The organism is Klenkia sp. PcliD-1-E (assembly GCF_024124375.1).
In the GTDB taxonomy this organism is placed as follows: Bacteria; Actinomycetota; Actinomycetes; order Mycobacteriales; family Geodermatophilaceae; genus Klenkia.
Genome location: NZ_JAMXRZ010000026.1, coordinates 19,441 through 41,368 on the forward strand (window position 1 = coordinate 19,441; position 21,928 = coordinate 41,368).

Sequence of the window (21,928 nt, forward strand, 5' to 3'; positions counted from 1 at the left end):
GTGCCGAACGTGTTCACCGACTACGCGGAGACCCACTGGGTGCCGATCAACGACGACGTGGTGACGGTGCAGACCGTCGACGCGGCCGGCCGGCGGGATACCCACGTGCTCCCGGTCGCCGAAGCGCTGGCCCAGTTCAAGGTCAAGTACCCGTTCGTGGACGACGCCCAGGCCGCGGAGCTCTTCGCCCGCGGCGGTTGACCGTCGCGACCGGCCGGCGCATCATCATGAGCATCATCTGATGCCGCGAGAGGTGCCACGGTGCGGACGACGGTGACGCTGGACGACGACCTGGTGGCCCGGGCGCAGGAGCTCACGGGCACGACCGAGCGGTCCGCGCTGATCCGGGAGTCGCTGGAGCTGCTCGTGCGGATCGAGAGCGGGCGCCGGCTGGCGGCGCTCGGCGGGAGCGACCCGGGCGCGGAGGCCGGTCCGCGCCGGCGCGACCCCAACGCGTGATCCTGGTCGACACGTCGGTCTGGATCGACCACCTGCACGAGAGCGAGCCGGCCCTGGTCGACGCGCTGGCGAGCGACGAGGTCGGCCAACACCCGCTGGTGGTCGAGGAGTTGGCGATGGGGCGGCTCGCCGACCGCGACGCCGTCCTGGTCGAGCTCGAGCGGTTGCGGGCCTTCCCCGTGCTCAGCCACGCGGAGGTCATCCTGCTGACGACGAGCAACCGGCTGGGGGGCCGAGGGCTGAGCGCGGTCGACGCCCACCTGCTGGGCTCGGTCCGCCTGGTCCCCGGCTCGTTGCTGTGGACCCGCGACCGGCGGCTGCGCGATGCCGCGCTCGACCTCGGGCAACCGGTCGTCGACGACTGACGCTCAGTGCGCGGCGGCCTTGCCGCCGCGTCGGGGCACCAGGTGCAGCACGGCCACGATGACCGCGCCCACCACGACGCCGACGACGGCCGACAGCGCGGTGTTGGTCAGCCAGCCCAGCACCCCGCCCAGCGCACCGGTGGCGTCGTGCACGGCCACCTCGACGTGGTGCACCAGGTCGTAGGGCCACGCCCAGCCCAGCTCCTCGGCGCCGACCAGCAGGATGTGCCCGCCGACCCAGAGCATCGCCGCCACGCCCACGGTGGCCAGCGTCGACAGCACGACGGGCATGGCCTTGACCAGCCCGCGGCCCAGCGCGGCGACGCCCCTCGACGGCTTCGCGGCCAGCGCGACCCCGGCGTCGTCCATCTTCACGATCAGCCCGACGACGCCGTACACCAGCGCGGTGATGAGCAGCGCGACGACGACCAGGATGATCGCCCGGGACAGGAACGGCTCGGTGTCGACCTCGTTGAGCGCGATCACCATGATCTCGGCGGACAGGATGAAGTCGGTGCGCACCGCCCCCGAGACGACGGCCTTCTCGTGCTCGGCCGGGTCGGCCACCGTCTCGTCCGCGGCGGCGGTCTCCTCCGGGTGGTGGCCGGAGACCTTCTCCCACAGCTTCTCCGCGCCCTCGTAGCAGAGGTAGGCCCCGCCGCACATGAGGATCGGGGTCAGCAGGAACGGCAGGAACTGAGACAGCAGCAGGATCGCCGGCAGGATGACCAGCAGCTTGTTGCGGATCGACCCCTTGGCGATCCGCCAGATGATCGACAGCTCCCGCTCGGGCTTCAACCCCTGCACGTAGCGCGGGGTGACCGCGGCGTCGTCGACCACGACACCTGCGGCCTTGACCCCGGCCCGGCCGGCGGCGGCGCCGATGTCGTCCAGCGAGGCCGCGGACAGCCGGACCATGGCGGCGACGTCGTCGAACAGGGCGAACAGACCGCTGGCCATCAGGGGGCGCCGCTCAGGAGGGTCACAGCAGCAGGCTAGGACATCTCAGCCCAGCTGGGCCTCCTTCGGCGCGAGCCCGCGAGCGGCCTCCGCGGCCACCTGCTCACGGCTCGCGCCGCCGGCGGCCACCACCACGGCCCCCACCAGGCCCTCGACCAGCGGCGCCGCCGACAGCGTCGTCCGCTCCCGGACGTCGTCGGGCAGGAACTCCAGGGCCGTCTCCGCCGACAGCACCGCGCTGCCCAGGTCCATGAGGACGACGGTGCCCTCGCCGCTGTCGGCGGCCTCGACAGCCGCCGACACCGCCATCGCGTCGGTGCCCAGCCCGCCGTCCTCGGTGCCCGCCGCCACCTCGACCGCCAGCTCGCGGCCGGGCAGCATCTGCCGGGCCAGCTCGACGGCGGCGTCGGCCAGCGCCCGGCTGTGCGAGACGACGACGATGCCGACCGTCACGACAGCCTCACGACAGCGTCTCGGCGGCGGCCTGCAGCAGCAGCGCGGTGGAGGTGGCGCCGGGGTCGGCGTGCCCGGCGCTGCGCTCGCCCAGGTAGCTGGCCCGGCCCTTCCGGGCGACCAGCGGCACGGTGGCGTCGCGGCCCTCGACCGCGGCCTGCGCCGCCTCGGCCACCGACTTCCCGGCGTCGAGGGCGTCGCAGGCCGGGCCCAGCGCGTCGACCATCGTCTTGTCCCCGGGCTCGGCCTTGCCGCGGGCCAGCACGCCCTCGTACCCGGCCCGCAGCGCCGCCGGGAAGGTGTCGGCACCGGCCATCCGCAGGAACAGCGTGCCGTACAACGGTCCGCTCGCCCCGCCGACCTTGGACACCAGGGTGGCGCCGGTCTTCTTCAGCAGCGCCGCGGCGTCGGCCGGCGGGGCCTCCTCCAGGGCGGCGAGCACCGCGGTCATCCCGCGGTCGAGGTTGGCGCCGTGGTCGGCGTCGCCGATGGCGGAGTCCAGGGCGGTCAGCTCGTCCTTGTGCTCGTGCACCAGCTCGGCGAACCGGCGCAGCCAGGCCTGCAGCTCGTCGAGGTTCACGCGCCCCACCGCAGCCCAGGGGTGATGACGGGGGCGTCCCACAGCCGCAGCAGCTCGTCGTCGCACCTCAGCAGGGTGACGGTGGCGCCGGCCATGTCCAGGCTGGTCATGTACGGCCCGACCAGCGAGCGGGCGATGCCCACGCCGGCCTTCTCCAGCAGCGCGGCGACCTCGGCGTACAGGACGTAGAGCTCCAGCAGCGGGGTGGCGCCCAGGCCGTTGACGAAGCAGATGACGCCGTCCCCGCCGGAGAACGACAGGTCGGCGAGGATCGGCTCCACCAGCATCTCGGCGACCTCGCGGGCCGGCGCCAGCGGCACCCGGCGGCGGCCGGGCTCGCCGTGGATGCCGATGCCGATCTCCATCTGGTCCTCGGGCAGGTCGAAGGTCGGCTTGCCCGCGGCCGGCACCGTGCACGAGGTCAGCGCCATGCCCATGCTGCGGCCGGCGTCGTCCACCCGGCGGGCCAGGTCGGCGACCTCGGCGAGCGGGCGGCCCTCCTCGGCCGCGGCACCGACGACCTTCTCCAGCAGCACGGTGGTGCCCACCCCGCGCCGGCCGGCGGTGTAGAGGCTGTCGGTGACCGCGACGTCGTCGTCGACCACGACGGTGACCACCTCGGTGCCGGACTCGGCGGCGACGAGCTCGGCGGCCATCTCGAAGTTCATGACGTCGCCGGTGTAGTTCTTCACGATGTGCAGGACCCCGGCCCCGCCGTCCACGCCCTGGGTGGCGGCGACCATCTGGTCGGGCACGGGGGAGGTGAACACCTCGCCGGCGCAGGCGGCGTCGAGCATGCCGCGACCGACGAACCCGCCGTGCATGGGCTCGTGGCCCGACCCGCCGCCGGAGACCAGGCCGACCTTGCCCTGCCGGGGCCCGTCTCCCCGGAACACCACCCGGTTCTCGTGGTCGACCCGCAGCTCGGGGTGGGCCAGCGCCATCCCGCGCAGGGCGTCGGCGACGACGTCGGCGGGGTCGTTGATCAGCTTCTTCATGCTGCGACGCTAGGACCCTGTGGTCGCCACCACAACGGGTCGCACCCAGCTGTGCCAGGTCCGCGAGGGGTCGCGTCGGCTGACCACCACCGGACCGTCGAGCACGAACCCCAGCGCGGTGTAGAGCCCGACCGCCGGGGCGTTGTCGTCGAACACCCGCGCGACGACCCGGACGGCGCCCTCCTCGCGGCTCCACCGGTCGACGGCGTCCACCAGCAGCCGGCCCACCCCCTGGCCGCGGGCGGTGGGGGAGACCCACATGCCCGACAGCACCGCGTCCTCGCCCTCGCGCGTGCCGCTGACCAGCCCGAGCGGGTGGGACAGGAACCAGGCCGAGCCGGTGACGCGCTCGCGCCACCGGTCGGGGGTGAGGTCGCGCTCGCCGTCCAGGGTGGGGCCGAAGGCGTCCGGGTCCGCGCGCAGGGCACGGAGCCGGACGTCGCGCAGCAGCGCCCAGTCGGCGCCGTCGAGGCGGCGGATCAGGAGCCGGTCACCTCGGCGAAGGCCTCCTCGAGGACGTCGAGGGCCTCGGTGAGCAGGTCGTGCCCGATGACCAGCGGCGGCAGGAAGCGCAGCACGTTGCCGTAGGAACCGGCGGTGAGGACGACGACGCCACGGGCGTGGCAGGCTTTGGCCACCCGGCCGGCGAGTGCGGCGTCGGGCTCGGTGGTGCCCGGGCGGACCAACTCGACGGCGATCATCGCGCCGCGGCCGCGCACGTCGCCGATGACCGGGTGGCGCTCCGCCATCGACCGCAGCCGGGGCAGCATCACCTCGCCGATGGAGCGGGCGGCCCCGACCAGGTCGTCTGCCCGCATGGTCTCGATGGCGCCCAGGGCGGCGGCGCAGGCGACCGGGTTGCCGCCGTAGGTGCCGCCGAGCCCGCCCGGGTGGACGGCGTCCATGATCTCCGCGCGGCCGGTGACCGCGGCCAGCGGCAGCCCGCCGGCCATGCCCTTGGCCGTGGTGACCAGGTCGGGGACGACGCCCTCGGCGTCGACGCCGAACCAGGCGCCGGTGCGGCAGAAGCCGGACTGGATCTCGTCGGCGATGAGCACCACGCCGTTGCTGGTGCACCACTCGCGCAGGGCGGTGAGGAAGCCCGGCGCCGGCTCGATGAAGCCGCCCTCGCCCTGCAGCGGCTCGATCAGCACCGCGGCGGTGTTGCCCGCGCCCACCTGCACCTCGATCTGCGAGATCGCGCGGGCGGCGGCGTCCGGGCCGGACAGCCCGTCGCGGAAGGGGTAGCTCATCGGCACCCGGTACACCTCGCCGGCGAAGGGCCCGAAGCGGTGCTTGTAGGGCATGTTCTTGGCGGTCAGCGCCATCGTGAGGTTGGTGCGGCCGTGGTAGGCGTGGTCGAACACGACGACGGCCTGCCGGCCGGTGGCGTGCCGGGCGATCTTGACGGCGTTCTCGACGGCCTCGGAACCGGAGTTGAACAGCGCGCTCTTCTTGGCGTGGTCACCGGGGGTGAGCTCGGCCAGCGCCTCGCACACGGCCACGTAGCCCTCGTAGGGGGTGACCATGAAGCAGGTGTGGGTGAAGTCCGCGACCTGGGCCTGCACCGCCTCGACCACCCGGGGCGCGGCGTTGCCCACGCTGGTGACCGCGATGCCCGAGCCCAGGTCGATGAGGGTGTTGCCGTCGACGTCCTCGAGGACCCCGCCGCCGGCGCGGGTGATGAACACCGGGAGGGTCGTGCCGACGCCGGCCGAGACGGTGGCGTCCCGCCGGGCCATGAGCTCGACCGACCGGGGGCCGGGGATCTCGGTGACCAGGTGGCGGCGCTGCCGCAGGCCGGTCTGGTCCAGCACGTCGGTCATGGGTGTCTCCTCACAGGCGGTCGGTCACCGCCATGGTGTCACCGATCGGGCCCCGGTGGGGAATCCGTCGTGGAGAACTCCACGAGCGACGGAAAGGGGCGGTCGACCCGGAGGTCGACCGCCCCTTTCCGCGGGGTGGGCCGGCTCAGCTCGCGGGCACCGCGCCGGCGCGCAGGGCGCCGAGCAGGTCGTGGTTGAGCCGGGAGATGGTCTCCATGGAGATGCCCTTCGGGCACACCGCGGAGCACTCGCCGATGTTGGTGCAGCCGCCGAAGTCCTCGGCGTCCTGCTGGGCGATCATCCGGACCACCCGGGAGTCCCGCTCGGGCTGGCCCTGCGGCAGCAGCCCCAGGTGGGTGACCTTGGCGGCGGTGAACAGCATCGCCGAGCCGTTCGGGCACGCCGCGACGCAGGCGCCGCAGCCGATGCAGGTCGCCGCGTCGAAGGCGGCGTCGGCGTCGACCTTGGGGACCGGGGTGGCGTGCGCGTCGGGCGCGGTGCCGGTGGGCGCGGAGATGAACCCGCCGGCGGAGATGATCCGGTCGAAGGCGGACCGGTCGACGACGAGGTCCTTGACGACCGGGAAGCCCCCGGAGCGCCACGGCTCGATGTCGATGGTGTCGCCGTCGGAGAAGGACCGCATGTGCAGCTGGCAGGTGGTGGTCTGCTCGGGGCCGTGCGCGATCCCGTTGATCATCAGCCCGCAGCTGCCGCAGATGCCCTCGCGGCAGTCGTGGTCGAAGGCGATGGGGTCCTCGCCGTCGAGGATGAGCTGCTCGTTGAGCACGTCGAGCATCTCGAGGAACGACATGTCCTCCGACACGTCGGTCAGGTGGTAGTTGGCCATCTTCCCCTTGACCTGGGGGGAGGGCTGGCGCCAGACCCGGAGGGTCAGCTGCATCGTGTCTCAGCTCCCGTTGATCGTTACTTGTAGCTGCGCTGGGCGAGGTGGACGTACTCGTACTCGAGCGCCTCGCGGTGCAGGACCGGCGGCTCGCCCTCGGGCGTCCAGCCCCAGGCGGCGACGTAGGCGAACTCCTCGTCGTTGCGCAGTGCCTCGCCCTCGGGGGTCTGGCTCTCGGCGCGGAAGTGGCCGCCGCAGCTCTCCTCGCGGTGCAGGGCGTCGATGCACATCAGCTCGGCGAGCTCGATGAAGTCGGCGACCCGGGCCGCGTGCTCGAGGTTCTGGTTGAAGGTGTGCGCGTCACCGGCCACCTTCACGTTGGTCCAGAACTCCTTGCGGATCTCGGGGATCCGGTCCAGTGCCTTGCGCAGGCCCTCGGCGGTCCGCTCCATGCCGCAGTAGTCCCAGACCAGCCGGCCCAGCTCGCGGTGGAAGGAGGCCACCGTGCGCGTGCCGTTGATGGACAGGAACTTCTCGACCTGGGCCTTGACGCCCTCCTCGGCCTCGACGATCGCCGGGTGGTCGGCGGGCACCTTCTCGAACGGCGCGGCCGACAGGTAGTCGGTGATCGTGTTCGGCAGCACGAAGTAGCCGTCGGACAGGCCCTGCATGAGCGCGCTGGCGCCCAGGCGGTTGGCGCCGTGGTCGGAGAAGTTGGCCTCACCGATCACGAACAGGCCCGGGATGGTCGACTGCAGGTCGTAGTCGACCCACAGCCCGCCCATCGTGTAGTGCACGGCCGGGTAGATGCGCATCGGCGCGGAGTACGGGTCCTCGCCGGTGATCCGGGCGTACATGTCGAAGAGGTTGCCGTACTTGGCCTCGACCGCCTTGCGGCCCAGCCGCTCGATGGCCTCGGCGAAGTCCAGGTACACACCCAGGCCGCCCGGGCCCACGCCGCGGCCCTCGTCGCAGACGTTCTTGGCCTGCCGGGAAGCGATGTCGCGGGGCACCAGGTTCCCGAAGGCGGGGTACTTGCGCTCCAGGTAGTAGTCGCGCTCGTCCTCGGGGATGTCCTGGGGCGGGCGGGTGTCGCCGCGCTCCTTGGGCACCCACACCCGGCCGTCGTTGCGGAGGGACTCCGACATCAGGGTCAGCTTCGACTGGTAGTCACCGGAGACCGGGATGCAGGTCGGGTGGATCTGGGTGTAGCAGGGGTTGGCGAAGTACGCGCCCCGCTTGTGCGCCCGCCAGATCGCCGAGGTGTTGGAGCCCTTGGCGTTGGTGGACAGGTAGTAGACGTTGGAGTAGCCGCCGGTGCCCAGCACCACGACGTCGGCGATGTGCGTGGACACCTCGCCGGTGACCAGGTCGCGGGCGACGATCCCGCGCGCCTTGCCGTCGACGACGACCAGGTCGAGCATCTCGGTGCGCGAGTGCGTCTCGATGTTGCCGGCGGCGACCTGGCGCTCGAAGGCCTGGTAGGCGCCGATCAGCAGCTGCTGGCCCGTCTGGCCGCGGGCGTAGAAGGTGCGCGACACCTGTGCGCCACCGAAGGAGCGGTTGTCCAGCAGGCCGCCGTACTCGCGGGCGAAGGGCACACCCTGGGCGACGCACTGGTCGATGATCTGGGTGCTGATCTCGGCCAGGCGGTGGACGTTGTCCTCCCGGGACCGGAAGTCCCCGCCCTTGACCGTGTCGTAGAACAGCCGGTGCACGCTGTCGCCGTCGTTGCGGTAGTTCTTCGCGGCGTTGATCCCGCCCTGGGCGGCGATCGAGTGCGCCCGGCGCGGGCTGTCCTGGAACCAGAACGACTTGATCTTGTAGCCGGCCTCGGCCAGGGTGGCCGCCGCGGCGCCGCCGGCCAGGCCGGTGCCCACCACGATGATCGTCATCTTGCGGCGGTTGGCCGGGTTGACCAGCTTGCCGCGGAACTTGCGCTCGCTCCACCGCTCCCCGATGGGGACGTCGGTGGGGGCCTTGGTGTCGGCGATCGGGTCGCCTTCGAGGAACAGCTCCAGTGCCATGTCGGATCTCTCCTGTCTCAGGCCACGATGCCGGTGAGGACGACGAACGGGACCACGAGGTAGCCGCCGATCAGCAGGACGGCGAAGGCCGTGGCGAACACGTTGACCGCGCGCTCGCGGCGCTTGTTGCTCTGCCCCAGGGTCTGCGTCGCGCTCCACACCCCGTGGCGGAGGTGGAAGCCGAGGGTGACCAGCGCGAGGACGTAGAAGAACACGACGACCGGGTTGGACATGCTGGCGATCAGCCGGTCGTAGGGCGTGCCGCCGGTGCCGTCGAGGTTGGCGACGCCCCAGGTGAGGTCGAGCAGGTGGTAGATGATGAACAGCCCGACGATGACCCCGCCCCAGCGCATCGTCCGCGAGGCGTAGCTCTGCTGGACGCGCTTCTTGGTCTGGTAGGCGACCGGGCGGGCCCGCTTGGCCTGGCGCCACAGCGAGACCGCAGCCCACCCGTGGGCGAGCACCGACAGGGTCAGCACGATCTCGATGACGGTCAGCAGGGTGCGCGGCGGCAGCGCCGGCTCACCGACCTGGCGCAGCCACTCCGAGTAGTCGTTGAACGAGGCCGCACCCTGGAAGACGTGCAGGTTCCCGATCATGTGCGCGATCAGGAACAGGACCATGATGATCCCGGTGACCGCCATGACGGCCTTCTTGAAGACCGAGGAGCCGTACCGGCCGGTCTTGGGGTCCCGCTTCGGACCGGGGTTCGCCCCCGCCGACTGCCCTGCCTGCTGCGTCGTCACTGTCGCCACGAGCACACGGTACGACGATGCACAGGTGAGACCCATGTGAACGCCGCGTGACACGTCTCATGGAAGGGCAGCCTTACCCGGGGAACGAACGACCTCCTACCCGTGTTCCCCCGACCGAACCCGAATGGGAGGCAACCATGCCCGGACCCACCCGAGGATTCCTCGGCCGCACCCGCCCCGCCCGTGACCCGAGGCTGCCCCCGGGCCAGTACGACGTGGGCGCCGACTGGCCCGTGCTGACCGCCGAGCCGACGCCGCGGATCAGCCCGGAGACGTGGAGCATCACCGTCGCCGGGAACGTCGAGGTCCCCACCACCTGGGACTGGGACGGCGTGCACGCCCTGCCGCGCAGCGAGTACCGCGGCGACATCCACTGCGTGACCACCTGGTCGAAGTTCGACACCCACTTCGCCGGCGTCTCCCTCGACGCGCTCTGGGACGTCGCCCGCCCGACGCCGGAGGGCCAGTACGTCATGGCCACCTCCAAGTCCGGCTACACGACCAACCTGCCGCTGGAGGACCTCACCGGCGGCAAGGCCTGGCTGGTCTGGGAGTTCGACGGCCGGCCGCTGACCGTCGAGCACGGTGGCCCGGTCCGGTTGCTCGTGCCGCACCTGTACTTCTGGAAGTCCGCCAAGTGGGTGACCAAGCTCGACATCCTGAAGCGGGACCAGCAGGGTTTCTGGGAGCGCAACGGGTACCACGACCGCGGCGACCCGTGGCGCCAGCAGCGCTACCAGGGTGACTAGCCCGCCCGGCCCGTGGACGACGGCGACGGTGTCCGGGGTACGTCGGCCGCTGCCGCGGTCGGTCCAGCTGCGCCTGGACGTCGCCGACCGCGTCGACCACCTGCCCGGCCAGCACTACGTCGTCCGGCTGACCGCCGAGGACGGCTACACCGCGCAGCGGTCCTACTCGGTGGCCTCCCCGCCCTCGGACCCGCTGGTCGAGCTGTTCGTCGAGCGGCTGGACGACGGCGAGGTCTCCACCTACCTGGCCGACGTCGTCGAGCCGGGCGACACCTTCGAGGTGCGCGGACCGATCGGGGGCTGGTTCGCCTGGGACGGCGAGACCCCGGCGCTGCTCGTCGGCGGCGGCACCGGCGTCGTCCCGCTGGTGGCGATGGTCCGGCACGCCCGCGCCACCGGCACCGAGGACCTGCTGCGGGTGGCGGTGTCGGCCCGCACCCTCGCCGAGCTGCCCTACGCCGACGAGCTGCAGGCCGCCGGCGCCGTCATCCTCACCACGCGGGAAGCGCACGGCATCCGGCCGGCCGGGCGGCTGACCGCGGCCGACCTGCTGCCGCTGTGGGAGCCCGGCCAGACCGCGTTCGTCTGCGGCTCCGCGGGGTTCGCCCGGACGGCGTCGGACCTGCTCGTCGACCTGGGCTTCGCGCCGTCCGCCGTCCGGGTGGAGCAGTTCGGCCCCAGCGGCAGCTGAGTCCTCACCCGCGCGCGGCCCGCCGCACCGCACCGGTGTAGCAGGCCAGCGCGACCGCCTGCAGCACCCGGCTGACCGGCCCGCCCAGGCGCGCGGCGCGGGTGGCCAGCCGGGAGAAGGCGACCATCTCGAACACCACGTCCTCGCCGTCCCGGGAGACGACGAAGGACTCCTCGCCGCTCTCGGGGTGGCCGGGCAGCGTGCCGTAGGCGTAGCCCTGCCGGTCACCCCCGGTCACCGACCAGACCACCCGGCAGGGGATCCGCAGGCCCAGCGGCGGCGGACCCGCGGTCATCAGGACGACGGCACCCTCGGTGCTGGCCGGTCCGCTGGCCCGCACCCGCAGGCCGGCGTGCCGCTGCGGCGCCCAGTCGAACACCGCGGCCACCGCGCGGGCGAAGGCGTCGTCCCCGCGGCCGACCACCGACCGGCGCCGGACGACGTGCACCCCCGCCGGCAGGTCCCCGGTCCGGGTGGCGCCGACCTCCGGGTACGTGAAGGGGGCGTCGGTCAGCGCGGCGAGGTCGGGGTGCACCCGCCCAGTGTCCGCATCAGGTCGGCTTGCCCGCGCCCAGCCAGTCGGCGAAGAACCCGGACAGGTCGGTGCCGGCGACTTCGGCGGCCAGCTCGGTGAACTCCGCCGTCGTCACCGCCTGCCCGGCCCGGTCGGTGGTCCACCGCGACAGCAGCTCGTCGAACGCGTCGTCCCCGATCCCCTCCCGCAGCGCCGCCAGGGTGGCCGCGCCCCGGACGTAGACCGCGGTGCTGAACAGCTCGTCGGTGGCCGGGCCCGGGTCGCCGATCGCCTGCTGCCAGAACTCGTCGTCGGCCGACAGGTCGGTGACGGCGGCCAGCTGGTCGGCCACCGTCTCGCCACCCTCGGCCTCCGTCCACGCCCACTCGGCGTAGGTCGCGAAGCCCTCGTTGAGCCATATGTCGGACCAGCGGTCCAGCCGCAGGTCGTCGCCGGTCCACTGGTGGGCCAGCTCGTGCACCACCACCAGCTCGGCGGCCGACGCCGTCCCGAAGAAGTCGCGGGCGTAGATCGGCCGGGTCTGGGTCTCCAGCGCGAACCCCAGCGAGGAGTCGGTGACGATGCCGCCGCACTCGGTGAACGGGTAGGGCGAGCCGAACATGCCGGCGAGGAAGTCCACGACCTCGGGCTGGCGGTCCAGCGCGGCGCGGGCGTTGTCGGCCCGCCGGTCGGTCAGCCCGGTGGCGACGGCGTCCCGGTAGGTGATCCCGTCGACCTCGCGCTCGGTGAGGTCGTAGTCCCCGACGGCCAGGGTGATCAGGTACGGGGCCATCGGTTCGTCGCTGCGCCACACCCAGGTGCGCTCGCCGTCGACCGGCTCGCCCTCCGCGACCAGGGTGCCGTTGGAGACCGCGACCAGGTCCTCCGGCACGGTCACCGAGAGCTGGACGGCGGCTGCGTCGCGCGGGTGGTCGTTGACCGGGAACCAGGTCGCCGCGACGTCGGGCTGCCCGACCACCAGCACGCCGTCGTCGGTGGGCACGACCCCGGAGACCCCGGGCCCGTCGCGCACCGGCTCGGGGACGCCGGAGTACTCCACCTGCACGGTGAACCGGCCGTCCACGACCACCTGGCCGGGGTCGACCAGCAGCTCGTCGCCGTCGCGGGTGGTGGTCACCTCGGTGCCGTCGACCCGCACGGAGGCGACGTCGAGGCCGACGAGGTCCAGGGAGAACCCGCGCAGCGGGGCGCCGGTGATGTCGGCGGTGACCAGCGCGGTGCCGGTGAGCTCGTCGGTGGCCGGGTCGTAGCCGATGTCGAGGTCGTAGCGCTGCACGTCGTAGCCGCCGTTGCCGTCGCCGGGGAAGTAGTCGTCGCCGATGCCGGGGGCGCCCACCACCGGGAACTCGCGGACGGCGGCCTGCCCCGCGCACCCGGCGACCAACAGCAGGGTGCCGGCGAGGAGCGCGGGCAGACGGAGCATGGCTGCACCGTAGGGGGGCGGCGGTAGCCTCGCGGCACTGTGCTCGCCGCCGTCACCGCCACCCGCTACGTCCTCCCGCTGCGCGAGGGCGGCTCGCTGCCCGGCCTGGTCGAGGCCGACGACCTGGGCACCTACGTGGTCAAGTGGCGCTCGGCGGGCCAGGGCGTGCCCGTGCTGGCCGCCGAGGTCGTCTGCGGGGAGCTGGCCCGGGCGCTGGCGCTGCCGGTCCCCGCGCTGGTCACCGTGGACGTCGCGCCCGACCTCGCGACGGGGGAGCCCGACCAGGAGGTGCAGGAGCTGCTGCGGCACTCCGCCGGCACCAACCTCGGCATGGACTACCTGCCCGGGGCGCTGGACTTCTCCGCCCACGCCGCCGACGTCGGCCCCGAGCTCGCCGGCCGGGTGCTGTGGTTCGACGCGCTGGTGGGCAACGTGGACAGGTCCTGGCGCAACCCGAACATGCTGTTCTGGCACGGCCGGCTGCAGCTGATCGACCACGGCGCCGCGCTGACCTTCCACCACCACTGGCCCGGGGCGCCGGCGGCGGTGGCCCGGCCCTACGACGCCGCGCAGCACGCGCTGGTCGAGTCCCACCCCGACGTGGCGGCGGCCGACGCCGCGCTGGGTCCGCTGGTGACCCGTCCGCTGCTGGAGCGGGTGCTGGGCCTGGTGCCCGACGCCTGGCTGCGCGGGCCCGAGGAGGAGCCGGCCGACGCCACCCGGGAGCGTTACGTCGCCCAGCTGCTGGCCCGCCTGGACGCCCGCCCGGCCTGGCTGCCCCCGCTGGTGCAGGCTGCGGCCGAGGGGTCCCGCGGCCGGGCGCCCGCGCCGCGCGGGCAGAACCGGCCCGGCTGGCTGGGCCCGCCGCCCCCGCCGGGGGTCTCGCAGCGGTGAACACCTACGAGTACGCGGTGCTGCGGGTGGTCCCGCGCGTCGACCGCGGCGAGCAGTTCAACGCGGGCGTGCTGGTCTACTGCCGGCAGCGGGACTACCTGGGCTCCCGGGTGCACCTGGACACCGACCGGCTGCGGGCGCTGGACCCCGCGGCCGACCCGGTGGCCATCGCGTGGGCGCTGCAGGCCGCCGCCGACGTCTGCGCCGCGGTGCCCGGCGCCGGGGCGGCCGGCCGCGAGGTGCTCGGCTCCCGGTTCCGCTGGCTGACCGCGCCGCGCTCGACCGTCGTCCAGCCCGGCCCGGTGCACACCGGGCTGACCGCCGACCCCGACGCCGAGGCCGACCGCCTGCTCGACCTGCTGGTGCTGCCGCTGTAGTCGGCGGCTCAGTGGCGGCCCCCGCAGCACTGGTGGGGGGAACGGATCTCCACCGGTCGCCAACGGCCCGGGCCGGCCGGGTCCACCAGCAGCTCCACGCCGTCGGGGTGGCGGACCGGCCGGAGGTAGCCGTCGACGGTGTCGACCACGTCCTCGGGGTGGGCCGGCGCGCCGATGCCGACCACCCGGTCCACGGGCGTCGACGCCACCAGCTCGGCGACGGTGAGCTGCACGGGCACCGCGTCGCTGCCGGGGAAGCGGACCACCCGCCCGTCGACGGGAGGCCCACCGGCCGGCCGGGCCGTGCCGCCGAACGCAGCGGCGAACTGCGCGGCGGGGAGCGCAGGGCCGTCGTCCAGCTGCCAGCCGGCGATCAGCACCGGTGCCGGGCCGCGGCGGTCGACGTGCGTCTGCACCCACACCGCACAGCGACCCGACCCCGCCAGCACCGCGTCGAGGGCGGCCAGCAGATGGGCGTCCTCGGCCTGCGCCGGGACGCCCACCCACCAGTGGTCGGCGCTGGTCACACCACGTCGACGAAGACCGGGTTCGCGTAGAACCAGAGGTCGGCGAACGGGTCCTCCTGCCCGGCCACGTCCATCCGCGGGTTGATCCCGTCCAGCTGCTTGCCGTCGCTGCCGCGCAGCCGCAGGTAGAACGACTGCTGCACGTCGCGGAAGGTGTGCTCCAGCCGCACCCGCCGGCCGGGGGGCCGGGTGGTGTCGAAGGTCTGCACGACCCGGGTCTGCGGCGCGGAGAGCGTGTCGCGGTCGGCGGCGGCACCGGTCACCGGCCCGCTGATCAGGTCCACCTTCGCCAGCTGGGGCACCTGACCGCTGGAGTTGGGGCCGCCGGCGCGGTCGATGGTGATCTCGACCGTGACGTCCCCTCCCCGGGCCACGAAGGTCCGGCCGCCGAGGGTGACCCCGCGCCCATCGCCGTCCCCGCGGGTGGCCCGCACCCGGACGTCGAGGCCGTCGATCAGCCGACCGTGCACGGCCACCACCTGGCCGGACTGCAGCCCCCGCATGACGTCGACGTAGTCCTTCGACCGGGCCGCGACCAGCGTCGAGGAGTACTGGCCGGGCCAGAAGTCGCCGTAGGAGGTGATGGGGGCGCCGGTGTCGACCGGGGCGCCGCGGCTGCCGGTGGCGTCGTAGCTCTGGGTGCCGGGGGCGAAGGTGTCCCGCCAGACCTGGTGCGAGTCGGAGGTGGAGGTGATCCACCAGGGCTTGCCCTCGGCCAGCAGGGAGTCCCACACCCCGCCGACCTTGGCCGTCATCCAGTCGAACCCGCCGTAGGTGCGGTACGGGTTCTCCGTCGCGGAGGGGGCGTAGCCGGGGAAGCTGTCGGCGGTGGGCGCGAAGTCGTAGTACCCGCGGGCCCTGCCGGGCCCGCCGGCCGACAGCGGGATGCCGGCCGCCTGGTGCCCGGGGGCGCCCTCCATGCCGACGGCGACCTGCGGTGCGGCGTCGCGCCAGGCCCGCAGTTCGTGCGGGCTGTCGATGCCGCGCCGCGCCGGGTGGTTGGCGAACATGAGCGCGATGTCGGCCCGGCCGCTGCGCACCTGCTGGTCCAGGTACTGCAGGGCCTGCACGGCGAAGCGCTCGCCGGCACCGTTCGTCGCGCCGGGGATGGTCCCGTTCGCGGCCAGGACCGCGCCGTCGTAGGCGAGCTCGAAGGCCTTGAGGATGTCGACGGTGTTGCGGCCGGGGGGCAGGAAGACCGTGGCGTGCTCGGCGCCGGGGATGTTCCACTCCAGGCCCTGGTAGACCAGCACGTCCCGGTAGGCGTTGCGCGAGGCCTCGATGTTCGGCGTCACCTGGTCGATGGAGAACTTCTGGTGCGCCACGCTGCCGTGGTCGGTGATGACCACCCAGGACAGGCCGTACTCCCGGCCCTTGGCCACCTGCTGCTCGACGGTGTACTGGGCGTCGGGGGAGTACTGGGTGTGGATGTGGTGGTCGCCGGCGTAGAAGCGCGCGCCGCCGGACCACGGGTTGACCGGCTGCGGGCGCGCCCCGGGTCGCCCGGGAGTGCCTCCGGGCGCGGCCGCGGCCAGGCCGGTGCCCAGCACGCCGGCGCCGGCGGTGGCCCCGGCGACGAGGGCGGCGCGGGTCAGGAACTGCCGGCGCGACACCGACAGCGGGTCGTCGGCGTGCTCGTCGCGCCAGCTGACCTCCACCGGTCCTTGGTCGTGGGTGTGCTGGTGCCCGTGGTCGTGGCCCATCCCGTTCGGTCCTCCCGGATCGCCTGCGTGCTCGACCACCCGACCCTGGACGAGCAGGGCGAGGGGGAGGGGGCAGGTGCACGACGCCCGGGTGAACAGCCGGCAGCGGACCGGTCGGTCAGCCGGCGTCGGCGTCCTCGGCGAGGACGTCGACCCGGCGGGCCAGCTCGAGGTCGAGGTCGGTGACCCCGCCCGCGGAGTGGGTGACCACCGAGACCCGCACGCAGCTGTAGCGGATGTCGAGGTCGGGGTGGTGGTCCATCTCCTCGGCCACGTCGGCGATCCGGTCGACCAGCTCGACGGCGGCCCGGAAGGACCCGGTCTCCACCCGGCGGTAGATGCCCTGGGTGTCGCCGTCCCAGTGGGTCAGCTCGGCCACCGCGGTGGCCACCTGGTCGGCCGACAGTGCCTCCGGTCGTGTCATGCGAGCAGCCTGCAGCACGACCCTCAGGTGTGCAGGCCGCACTCCACCTTGTTCCGCCCGGCCCAGCGCCCGGCGCGCGGGTCCTCGCCGGGGGCGACCGGGCGGGTGCACGGCGCGCAGCCGATCGAGGCGTACCCGACCTCGACCAGCGGGTTGACCGGCACCTGGTGCTCGGCGGTGTACCGGTCGACGTCGTCGGCGCTCCAGGCGGCCAGCGGGTTGACCTTGACCATGCCGCGCGTGGCGTCCCAGTCCACGACCCTGGTGCCGCGGCGGGTCTCGGCCTCGTCCCGGCGCACGCCCGAGCCCCAGGCGGAGAACCCGGCGAGGGCGCGGGCCAGGGGCTGCACCTTGCGCATCGCGCAGCACAGGTCGGGGTCGCGGTCGTGCAGCTGCGGGCCGAACTCGGCGTCCTGCTCGGCGACGGTCTGCTCGGGCTGCACCGACAGCACCCGGATGTCGGTGACCGAGGCGATCCAGTCGCGGGTGCCGAGGGTCTCGGCGAAGTGGTAGCCGGTGTCGAGGAAGACGACCTGGACGCCGGGGTGCGCGCGGCCGGCGAGGTGGGCGAGCAGGCCGTCGGCCATGGAGGAGGTCAGCGCGAAGGAGTCACCGAAGGTCTCCCCGGCCCACCGCAGGACGGCGAGCGCCTGCGCTCGAGGGTCGGCGATGTCCTCGAAGCGGGCATCGGCCTCGGCGGCCAGCTCGGGCGTCGGCTCGACCAGGGATGTCGTCACGGCTGCTCCACTCCTGTTCCCGTCGTCCGCAGGGCGAAGGTCCGCAGGCACGACCCGCAGTGCCATTCTCCCTCGGTCTCGCGCGGCCGCAGGGTCTCCTCGCCGCAGTACGGGCAGTGGAACGGCGGGAGCTGCCGGACCCTTCCCTCGCCGCTCAGCGCAGCCACTCCTCGTCGGCGCGGGCGGCGTAGCCGGCGAAGGTCTCGCCCTCGGTGCGGTGCTCGAGGTAGCCGCGCAGCACCCGCTCGACGTAGTCGGCGGTCTCGGTGGCGGCGACCTTGTGCCCGCGCAGCTTGCGGCCGATGGAGGACTCGAACCCGAGGTGGCCGCCCAGGTGCACCTGGAAGCCCTCCTCCCCGCCCACGACCATCCCCTTCAGGCCGATGTCGGCGGTCTGGAAGCGGGCGCAGGAGTTGGGGCAGCCGTTGACGTTGATGGTCAGCGGGGTGTCGAACTCCGGCAGTCGGCGCTCGAGCTCGGCGGTGAGCTCCTTGGCCCGGCCCTTGGTCTCGACGATGGCCAGCTTGCAGAACTCGATGCCGGTGCAGGCCATGGTCTGCCGGCGGAAGACGCTCGGGCGGACCAGCAGGTCGTGCTCGGCGAGCGCCGCGACGGCGTCCTCGACCTGGTCGTCCGGGACGTCGAGGACGACCAGCTTCTGGTCGGCGGTGGTCCGGATGCGGCCCCGCCCGTACCGCTCGGCGATGTCGGCCACGGTCGCCAGCAGCTCGCCGCCGATCCGGCCGGTGTGCAGCGCGAAGCCCAGCGCGTTGGTGCCGTCGACCTGCGCCATGACGCCGACGTGGTCGCGCTGGTCGGTGGCCGGCCGCTCGGGGGCCGGGCCGTCGGGCAGGGTGTGGTGCAGGTACTCGTCCTGCAGCACCTGGCGGAACTTCTCCGGCCCCCAGTCGGCCATCAGGAACTTGATCCGGGCGTGGGTGCGCGAGCGCCGGTAGCCGTAGTCGCGGAAGACGCCGCAGACCCCGGCCCACACGTCGGCGACCTGGTCGGGCCGGACGAACACGCCCAGGCGCTCGGCGAACCGGGGATTGGTCGAGAGCCCGCCGCCGACCCACAGGTCGTAGCCGGCCTCGCCGGCGGCGTCGCGGACACCGACGAAGGCGACGTCGTTGATCTCGTGGTTGGTGCAGTGGTGCGCGCAGCCGGAGATCGAGGACTTGAACTTGCGCGGCAGGTTGGAGAACTCCCGGTCGCCGAGGTACCGGTTCACGACCTCGGCGACGGCGGGGGTGGCGTCCAGCACCTCGTCGTCGAGCACCCCGGCCAGCGGGCAGCCGAGGATGACGCGGGGGGTGTCGCCGCACGCCTCCGTCGTCGACAGGCCCACGGCCTCCAGCCGCTCCCAGATCTCGGGGACGTCCTCGATGCGGATCCAGTGCAGCTGCACGTTCTGCCGGTCGGTGACGTCGGCGACCCCGCGGCCGAACTCGGTGGAGATGCCGGCGACGACCCGCAGCTGCTGCGCCGACAGCTGCCCGCCGTCGATGCGCACGCGCAGCATGAAGTAGGCGTCCTCGAGCTCCTCGGGCTCCAGCACGGCGGTCTTCCCGCCGGGGATGCCCTGGGCGCGCTGGGTGTAGAGGCCCATCCAGCGCATCCGGCCGCGCAGGTCGCCGGGGTCGATGCCGTCGAAGCCGGTGCGGGCGTAGACGTCGAGGATCCGCTGGCGGACGTCGAGGCCGTCGGAGTCCTTCTTCATCCGCTCGTTGGGGTTGAGCGGCTCGCGGTAGCCGAGGGCCCACTGGCCCTGCCCCTTCTGGGCCGTGCGGCTGGGGCGGGTGGGGGAGGACACGGGCGGGCTCCTTCGCGCAGGTGCGCGGTGTGCTGCGGGGGACTGGGAGGCGAGGCTCAGAACCAGCGGCGACAGGCGGCGCTCACGACGCGGCCCAGGTCGACGTGCAGGCGCGCGACCAGGGGCGTGCCGCGGTCAGTCACGCCCGCGAGTCTCCCACACCGGCCATCGCCGCCCGGACCTGCGCGACGGTGTCGGGCAGCCCCACGACCGAGGTGTCGATGCGCAGCTCGGCCCGCACCGGCTCCTCGTAGGGGTCGCTCACACCGGTGAAGGTGGGGATCTCCCCGGCCCGCGCCCGGGCGTAGAGCCCCTTGACGTCGCGGGCCTCGCAGACCTCCAGCGGCGTGCTCAGGTGCACCAGCACGAACCGGCCGTGCGCCTCCACCAGCGCCCGGGCCTCCTCGCGGGCCTGCTCGAAGGGGGCGATGGCGGCGATCACCGCCGTCCCGCCGTGCCTGACCACCTCGCCGGCGACCCAGCCGATCCGCCGGATGTTGAGGTCGCGGTCGGCCCGGCTGAACCCGAGCTCGCTGGACAGGTGGGTGCGCACCACGTCGCCGTCCAGCACGGTGACCGGCGTGCCCTCGGCCTCGAGCTCGGCGACCAGGGCGTCGGTGACGGTGGACTTCCCGGCTCCCGACAGCCCGGTCAGCAGGACGGCGACTCCGCTCATGGCGGGGAAGTCAATCAGTCGACCGGGACGGCCCCGAACGAGCGCCAGGCGCTCTCGACCTCGGCCAGCTCGGCCACCGCGGCGGGCAGCTGCCCCGCGACGACGTCGGCGAGGGTGACCTGCTCCAGCACCCGGCGGTAGGAGTCGCGGGCGGCCACCCAGACGCTGGTCAGCTCCTGGGCGACGCCGGGGTAGGTGGCGTCCTCCGGGCGCTGGCCGTGCACCTCGGCGAGGAAGCCCTGCTCCACCCGCATGACCCGGGCGATGGACACCTCCGACGGCGGCAGCGCCAGCCGGTAGCCGCCGTCCCGGCCGCGCTGGCTGGTCACCAGCCGGGCGTGCTGCAGGTCGCCGAGGATGGCCTGCAGGAACCGGGACGGGATGCCCTGGGCCTGCGCGATGCGGTCGCAGGTGAGCGACTCCGGGCTCGCGGCGGCCAGTTCCAGGGCGGCCCGTACCGCGTAGTCGACCCGGGCGGAGATGCGCACGACGGCCATCCTGCCCGGTCTGGGAAGCTCGGGTGGTGTTCCAGCTGCGATTCACCACGCTGGTGGAGGCGCCGCTGACGGTGGCCCACGACGTGGCCCGTGCCCTCGGCCGGCCCTGGCCGTGGCCGCTGACCGAGGTCTGCTCGCAGCGCCCCGTCGCCGACGAGTTCCACGGGTCGGGCGGGCTGCTGGCCCGCGTGCGGCACACCCGGCGGTTCACCCCGACCGGCGCCGGCACGCTGGTCGACGAGCAGGAGGAGTGGGACAACCGGGTGCCCGGCCCCCTCGGCCGGCTGCTGGACCAGACCGTCGTCCGCCGCCGGGTGCTGGCCGCGATGCAGGCCCACCTGGACCTCTACGCCGCGGCCGCGCAGCGCCGGGCGCAGGACGTCGTGCAGGTCGTCGGTGCCGCCCTGGTGGACGGCGACCGGGTGCTGGTGGCCCGCCGCGGCTCCGGGTCGCTGGCCGGGCGGTGGGAGTTCCCCGGCGGGAAGGTCGAGCGCGGGGAGCCCGAGCTCGACGCGCTGGTCCGGGAGTGCCAGGAGGAGCTGTCGGTGGACATCGCCCCGCAGGGCTTCCTCGGCGAGGTGCCGCTGCCCGGCGTGGTGGCCGGCGGCTCGCCCGGTGCCTCCACGCTTCGGGTGTGGTGGGGCCGGGTCACCGGCGGCGAGCTGGTCGCCCACGAGCACTCCGAGGTGCGCTGGGTGACCGCCGGCGAGCTGGAGGACCTGGACTGGATCCCCGCCGACCGGCCGCTCCTGCCCGCCGTCCGGGCGCTGCTCGGGCGGCTGTGAGCGTCAGCCGGTCGCGTTCCCGGTGATGTTCCACGACACCAGGGACAGCGCCGGGACGGCGACCCGGTGGGTGCCCCACGCCGTGGAGGTCAGCGTTCGCGGCACCGCCTGCACCTGCGACCCGACGGTCACCGCCCCGGGGGCGAGGGCCTCCAGGTAGGACTGGGTGAACCGCAGCGTGGAGACCGGGCGCACGACCCGGCCGTCCTCGACCAGCCAGACGCCGTTGCGGGTCAGGCCGGTCCACACCGAGCGCTTCTGGTCCAGCACGCGGGTGTACCAGACGTCGGTGACCAGCAGGCCGCGCTCCAGCCGGCCGACCAGGTCGTCGACGGTGCCGCCGCCCCCGGCCGCGAGCACGGCGTCGGTGGCCACCGGGCCCCAGGTCGCCGATGCCGGTCCGCCGTGCCCGGTGGAGGCGCCGCCGGTGGCCGCCGCGGTCCGCCGGTCGGACGTCACCCCGACCGGGACGCCGGCCCGGACCAGCTCGACCGGGCGCTTGGGCGTCCCCTCCGTGTCGAAGGGCAGCCCGAACCCGGCCGGGTCGGCCAGCGACACCGCGGGGTCGAACTGCTGCTCGCCCCGCCGCAGCCCACCGGTGCCGTCGAGGACGGCCTTGGCGTGGAACTGGCCGGTCAGCAGGCCCGCGACCACGTCGGCCACGGCGGTGGGCTCGAGCACCACCGGCCAGCGGCCCGGGTCGACGGGGGAGGGGTCGGTGCCGGCCCGCGCCTTGGCCGCCGCCCGGGCGCCCAACGCGGCGCAGTCCAGCTCGCCGACCGCCGCGGTGACCTGACGGGCCACGCCGTCCGCGCCGGGCAGCCGGGCGA

At 73.8% G+C, this 21,928-nt stretch carries 27 protein-coding genes; 8 read left to right on the forward strand and 19 right to left on the reverse strand.

All coding sequences use genetic code 11. The features are described from left to right. Genes NH342_RS07340 through NH342_RS07350 form a run of 3 tightly spaced genes read left to right on the forward strand, consistent with a single transcriptional unit; the run spans position 1 to position 824 of the window. Positions 1-201, forward strand: coding sequence for a hypothetical protein (locus tag NH342_RS07340; protein ID WP_253013234.1), 201 nt, complete (start codon positions 1-3; stop codon positions 199-201). 60 nt (positions 202-261) lie between these two features. After that, positions 262-459: a type II toxin-antitoxin system VapB family antitoxin gene (locus tag NH342_RS07345; protein WP_253013236.1), complete on the forward strand. Its 198-nt coding sequence runs from the start codon at positions 262-264 to the stop codon at positions 457-459. After that, entirely contained in the window at positions 456-824 is a 369-nt protein-coding gene (locus NH342_RS07350; RefSeq protein ID WP_253013238.1) for a type II toxin-antitoxin system VapC family toxin, read from the forward strand. The genes NH342_RS07345 and NH342_RS07350 overlap by 4 nt, the downstream gene beginning before the upstream one ends. Positions 825-827: 3 nt before the next feature. Here the strand turns inward: NH342_RS07350 and NH342_RS07355 are convergent, their stop codons facing one another. From NH342_RS07355 to NH342_RS07395, 9 genes are all read right to left on the reverse strand, one after another. After that, on the reverse strand, positions 828-1,784 hold the full coding sequence (locus tag NH342_RS07355) for a DUF808 domain-containing protein (protein ID WP_253013240.1): 957 nt from the start codon (positions 1,782-1,784) through the stop codon (positions 828-830). Positions 1,785-1,829: 45 nt separating this feature from the next. Beyond that, complete coding sequence (dhaM, locus tag NH342_RS07360) at positions 1,830-2,237, reverse strand: dihydroxyacetone kinase phosphoryl donor subunit DhaM (protein WP_253013242.1); 408 nt, start codon at positions 2,235-2,237, stop codon at positions 1,830-1,832. A gap of 7 nt (positions 2,238-2,244) precedes the next feature. Continuing rightward, complete coding sequence (gene dhaL / locus NH342_RS07365; RefSeq protein ID WP_253013244.1) at positions 2,245-2,817, reverse strand: dihydroxyacetone kinase subunit DhaL; 573 nt, start codon at positions 2,815-2,817, stop codon at positions 2,245-2,247. Beyond that, complete coding sequence (gene dhaK, locus NH342_RS07370; protein WP_253013246.1) at positions 2,814-3,815, reverse strand: dihydroxyacetone kinase subunit DhaK; 1,002 nt, start codon at positions 3,813-3,815, stop codon at positions 2,814-2,816. Before dhaK ends, dhaL begins: the two co-directional genes overlap by 4 nt. A gap of 9 nt (positions 3,816-3,824) precedes the next feature. Beyond that, entirely contained in the window at positions 3,825-4,298 is a 474-nt protein-coding gene (locus tag NH342_RS07375) for a GNAT family N-acetyltransferase (protein ID WP_308200621.1), read from the reverse strand. Then, complete coding sequence (gene gabT, locus NH342_RS07380) at positions 4,295-5,641, reverse strand: 4-aminobutyrate--2-oxoglutarate transaminase (protein WP_253013250.1); 1,347 nt, start codon at positions 5,639-5,641, stop codon at positions 4,295-4,297. Before gabT ends, NH342_RS07375 begins: the two co-directional genes overlap by 4 nt. Positions 5,642-5,786: 145 nt before the next feature. Then, complete coding sequence (locus NH342_RS07385) at positions 5,787-6,542, reverse strand: succinate dehydrogenase/fumarate reductase iron-sulfur subunit (protein ID WP_091056911.1); 756 nt, start codon at positions 6,540-6,542, stop codon at positions 5,787-5,789. A gap of 23 nt (positions 6,543-6,565) precedes the next feature. Next, entirely contained in the window at positions 6,566-8,512 is a 1,947-nt protein-coding gene (locus tag NH342_RS07390; RefSeq protein WP_253013252.1) for a fumarate reductase/succinate dehydrogenase flavoprotein subunit, read from the reverse strand. A gap of 17 nt (positions 8,513-8,529) precedes the next feature. Continuing rightward, positions 8,530-9,267, reverse strand: a complete 738-nt coding sequence (locus tag NH342_RS07395) for a succinate dehydrogenase cytochrome b subunit (RefSeq protein WP_253013254.1) — start codon at positions 9,265-9,267, stop codon at positions 8,530-8,532. 137 nt (positions 9,268-9,404) lie between these two features. Between NH342_RS07395 and NH342_RS07400 the strand changes: the two genes are divergently transcribed. Further along, entirely contained in the window at positions 9,405-10,016 is a 612-nt protein-coding gene (locus NH342_RS07400) for a sulfite oxidase-like oxidoreductase (protein ID WP_253013256.1), read from the forward strand. Next, positions 10,009-10,707, forward strand: a complete 699-nt coding sequence (locus tag NH342_RS07405; protein ID WP_253013258.1) for an FAD-binding oxidoreductase — start codon at positions 10,009-10,011, stop codon at positions 10,705-10,707. Before NH342_RS07400 ends, NH342_RS07405 begins: the two co-directional genes overlap by 8 nt. 4 nt (positions 10,708-10,711) lie before the next feature. On the opposite strand, the gene NH342_RS07410 is transcribed toward NH342_RS07405, so the two are convergent. Together NH342_RS07410 and NH342_RS07415 are read right to left on the reverse strand one after the other, a co-directional pair. Beyond that, positions 10,712-11,242 (reverse strand): DUF1990 family protein, encoded by a 531-nt coding sequence (locus NH342_RS07410; protein WP_253013260.1) that lies wholly within the window; start codon positions 11,240-11,242, stop codon positions 10,712-10,714. 16 nt (positions 11,243-11,258) lie between these two features. After that, on the reverse strand, positions 11,259-12,665 hold the full coding sequence (locus tag NH342_RS07415) for a M1 family metallopeptidase (RefSeq protein ID WP_253013262.1): 1,407 nt from the start codon (positions 12,663-12,665) through the stop codon (positions 11,259-11,261). A 39-nt stretch (positions 12,666-12,704) separates the two neighbouring features. Between NH342_RS07415 and NH342_RS07420 the strand changes: the two genes are divergently transcribed. Both NH342_RS07420 and NH342_RS07425 read left to right on the forward strand, forming a co-directional pair. After that, positions 12,705-13,559, forward strand: coding sequence for a HipA family kinase (locus NH342_RS07420; protein ID WP_253013264.1), 855 nt, complete (start codon positions 12,705-12,707; stop codon positions 13,557-13,559). Then, on the forward strand, positions 13,556-13,936 hold the full coding sequence (locus NH342_RS07425) for a DUF3037 domain-containing protein (protein WP_253013268.1): 381 nt from the start codon (positions 13,556-13,558) through the stop codon (positions 13,934-13,936). Before NH342_RS07420 ends, NH342_RS07425 begins: the two co-directional genes overlap by 4 nt. 8 nt (positions 13,937-13,944) lie before the next feature. Here the strand turns inward: NH342_RS07425 and NH342_RS07430 are convergent, their stop codons facing one another. From NH342_RS07430 to NH342_RS07460, 7 genes are all read right to left on the reverse strand, one after another. Next, positions 13,945-14,463 (reverse strand): hypothetical protein, encoded by a 519-nt coding sequence (locus NH342_RS07430; RefSeq protein WP_253013270.1) that lies wholly within the window; start codon positions 14,461-14,463, stop codon positions 13,945-13,947. Then, on the reverse strand, positions 14,460-16,166 hold the full coding sequence (locus tag NH342_RS07435; RefSeq protein WP_253013272.1) for a PHP domain-containing protein: 1,707 nt from the start codon (positions 16,164-16,166) through the stop codon (positions 14,460-14,462). The genes NH342_RS07430 and NH342_RS07435 overlap by 4 nt, the downstream gene beginning before the upstream one ends. Before the next feature lie 118 nt (positions 16,167-16,284). Continuing rightward, complete coding sequence (locus NH342_RS07440) at positions 16,285-16,590, reverse strand: 4a-hydroxytetrahydrobiopterin dehydratase (RefSeq protein ID WP_253013274.1); 306 nt, start codon at positions 16,588-16,590, stop codon at positions 16,285-16,287. A 23-nt stretch (positions 16,591-16,613) separates the two neighbouring features. Continuing rightward, a complete protein-coding gene (locus NH342_RS07445; protein WP_253013276.1) occupies positions 16,614-17,327 on the reverse strand; it encodes a phosphoadenylyl-sulfate reductase in 714 nt (237 codons plus the stop codon). Positions 17,328-17,481: 154 nt separating this feature from the next. Beyond that, on the reverse strand, positions 17,482-19,140 hold the full coding sequence (locus tag NH342_RS07450) for a nitrite/sulfite reductase (protein WP_253013278.1): 1,659 nt from the start codon (positions 19,138-19,140) through the stop codon (positions 17,482-17,484). Positions 19,141-19,279: 139 nt separating this feature from the next. Further along, a complete protein-coding gene (gene cysC / locus NH342_RS07455; protein WP_253013280.1) occupies positions 19,280-19,816 on the reverse strand; it encodes an adenylyl-sulfate kinase in 537 nt (178 codons plus the stop codon). 14 nt (positions 19,817-19,830) lie between these two features. After that, on the reverse strand, positions 19,831-20,313 hold the full coding sequence (locus NH342_RS07460) for an Rrf2 family transcriptional regulator (RefSeq protein WP_256479682.1): 483 nt from the start codon (positions 20,311-20,313) through the stop codon (positions 19,831-19,833). Between the two features lie 26 nt (positions 20,314-20,339). Between NH342_RS07460 and NH342_RS07465 the strand changes: the two genes are divergently transcribed. Then, complete coding sequence (locus NH342_RS07465; RefSeq protein ID WP_253013285.1) at positions 20,340-21,098, forward strand: (deoxy)nucleoside triphosphate pyrophosphohydrolase; 759 nt, start codon at positions 20,340-20,342, stop codon at positions 21,096-21,098. 3 nt (positions 21,099-21,101) lie between these two features. On the opposite strand, the gene NH342_RS07470 is transcribed toward NH342_RS07465, so the two are convergent. Beyond that, the coding region (locus NH342_RS07470; protein ID WP_253013287.1) for a metallopeptidase TldD-related protein at positions 21,102-21,928 on the reverse strand (827 nt) is incomplete at its 5' end.

Excerpts from the sequence above, each read along its gene's own strand:
- NH342_RS07440 (WP_253013274.1), bottom strand. The coding sequence starts at position 16,590 with ATGACACGACCGGAGGCACTGTCGGCCGACCAGGTGGCCACCGCGGTG.
- NH342_RS07355 (WP_253013240.1), bottom strand. The coding sequence starts at position 1,784 with ATGGCCAGCGGTCTGTTCGCCCTGTTCGACGACGTCGCCGCCATGGTC.
- dhaK (WP_253013246.1), bottom strand. The coding sequence starts at position 3,815 with ATGAAGAAGCTGATCAACGACCCCGCCGACGTCGTCGCCGACGCCCTG.
- cysC (WP_253013280.1), bottom strand. The coding sequence starts at position 19,816 with ATGAGCGGAGTCGCCGTCCTGCTGACCGGGCTGTCGGGAGCCGGGAAG.
- NH342_RS07415 (WP_253013262.1), bottom strand. The coding sequence starts at position 12,665 with ATGCTCCGTCTGCCCGCGCTCCTCGCCGGCACCCTGCTGTTGGTCGCC.
- gabT (WP_253013250.1), bottom strand. The coding sequence starts at position 5,641 with ATGACCGACGTGCTGGACCAGACCGGCCTGCGGCAGCGCCGCCACCTG.
- NH342_RS07385 (WP_091056911.1), bottom strand. The coding sequence starts at position 6,542 with ATGCAGCTGACCCTCCGGGTCTGGCGCCAGCCCTCCCCCCAGGTCAAG.
- NH342_RS07390 (WP_253013252.1), bottom strand. The coding sequence starts at position 8,512 with ATGGCACTGGAGCTGTTCCTCGAAGGCGACCCGATCGCCGACACCAAG.
- NH342_RS07460 (WP_256479682.1), bottom strand. The coding sequence starts at position 20,313 with ATGGCCGTCGTGCGCATCTCCGCCCGGGTCGACTACGCGGTACGGGCC.
- NH342_RS07400 (WP_253013256.1), top strand. The coding sequence starts at position 9,405 with ATGCCCGGACCCACCCGAGGATTCCTCGGCCGCACCCGCCCCGCCCGT.
- NH342_RS07435 (WP_253013272.1), bottom strand. The coding sequence starts at position 16,166 with ATGGGCCACGACCACGGGCACCAGCACACCCACGACCAAGGACCGGTG.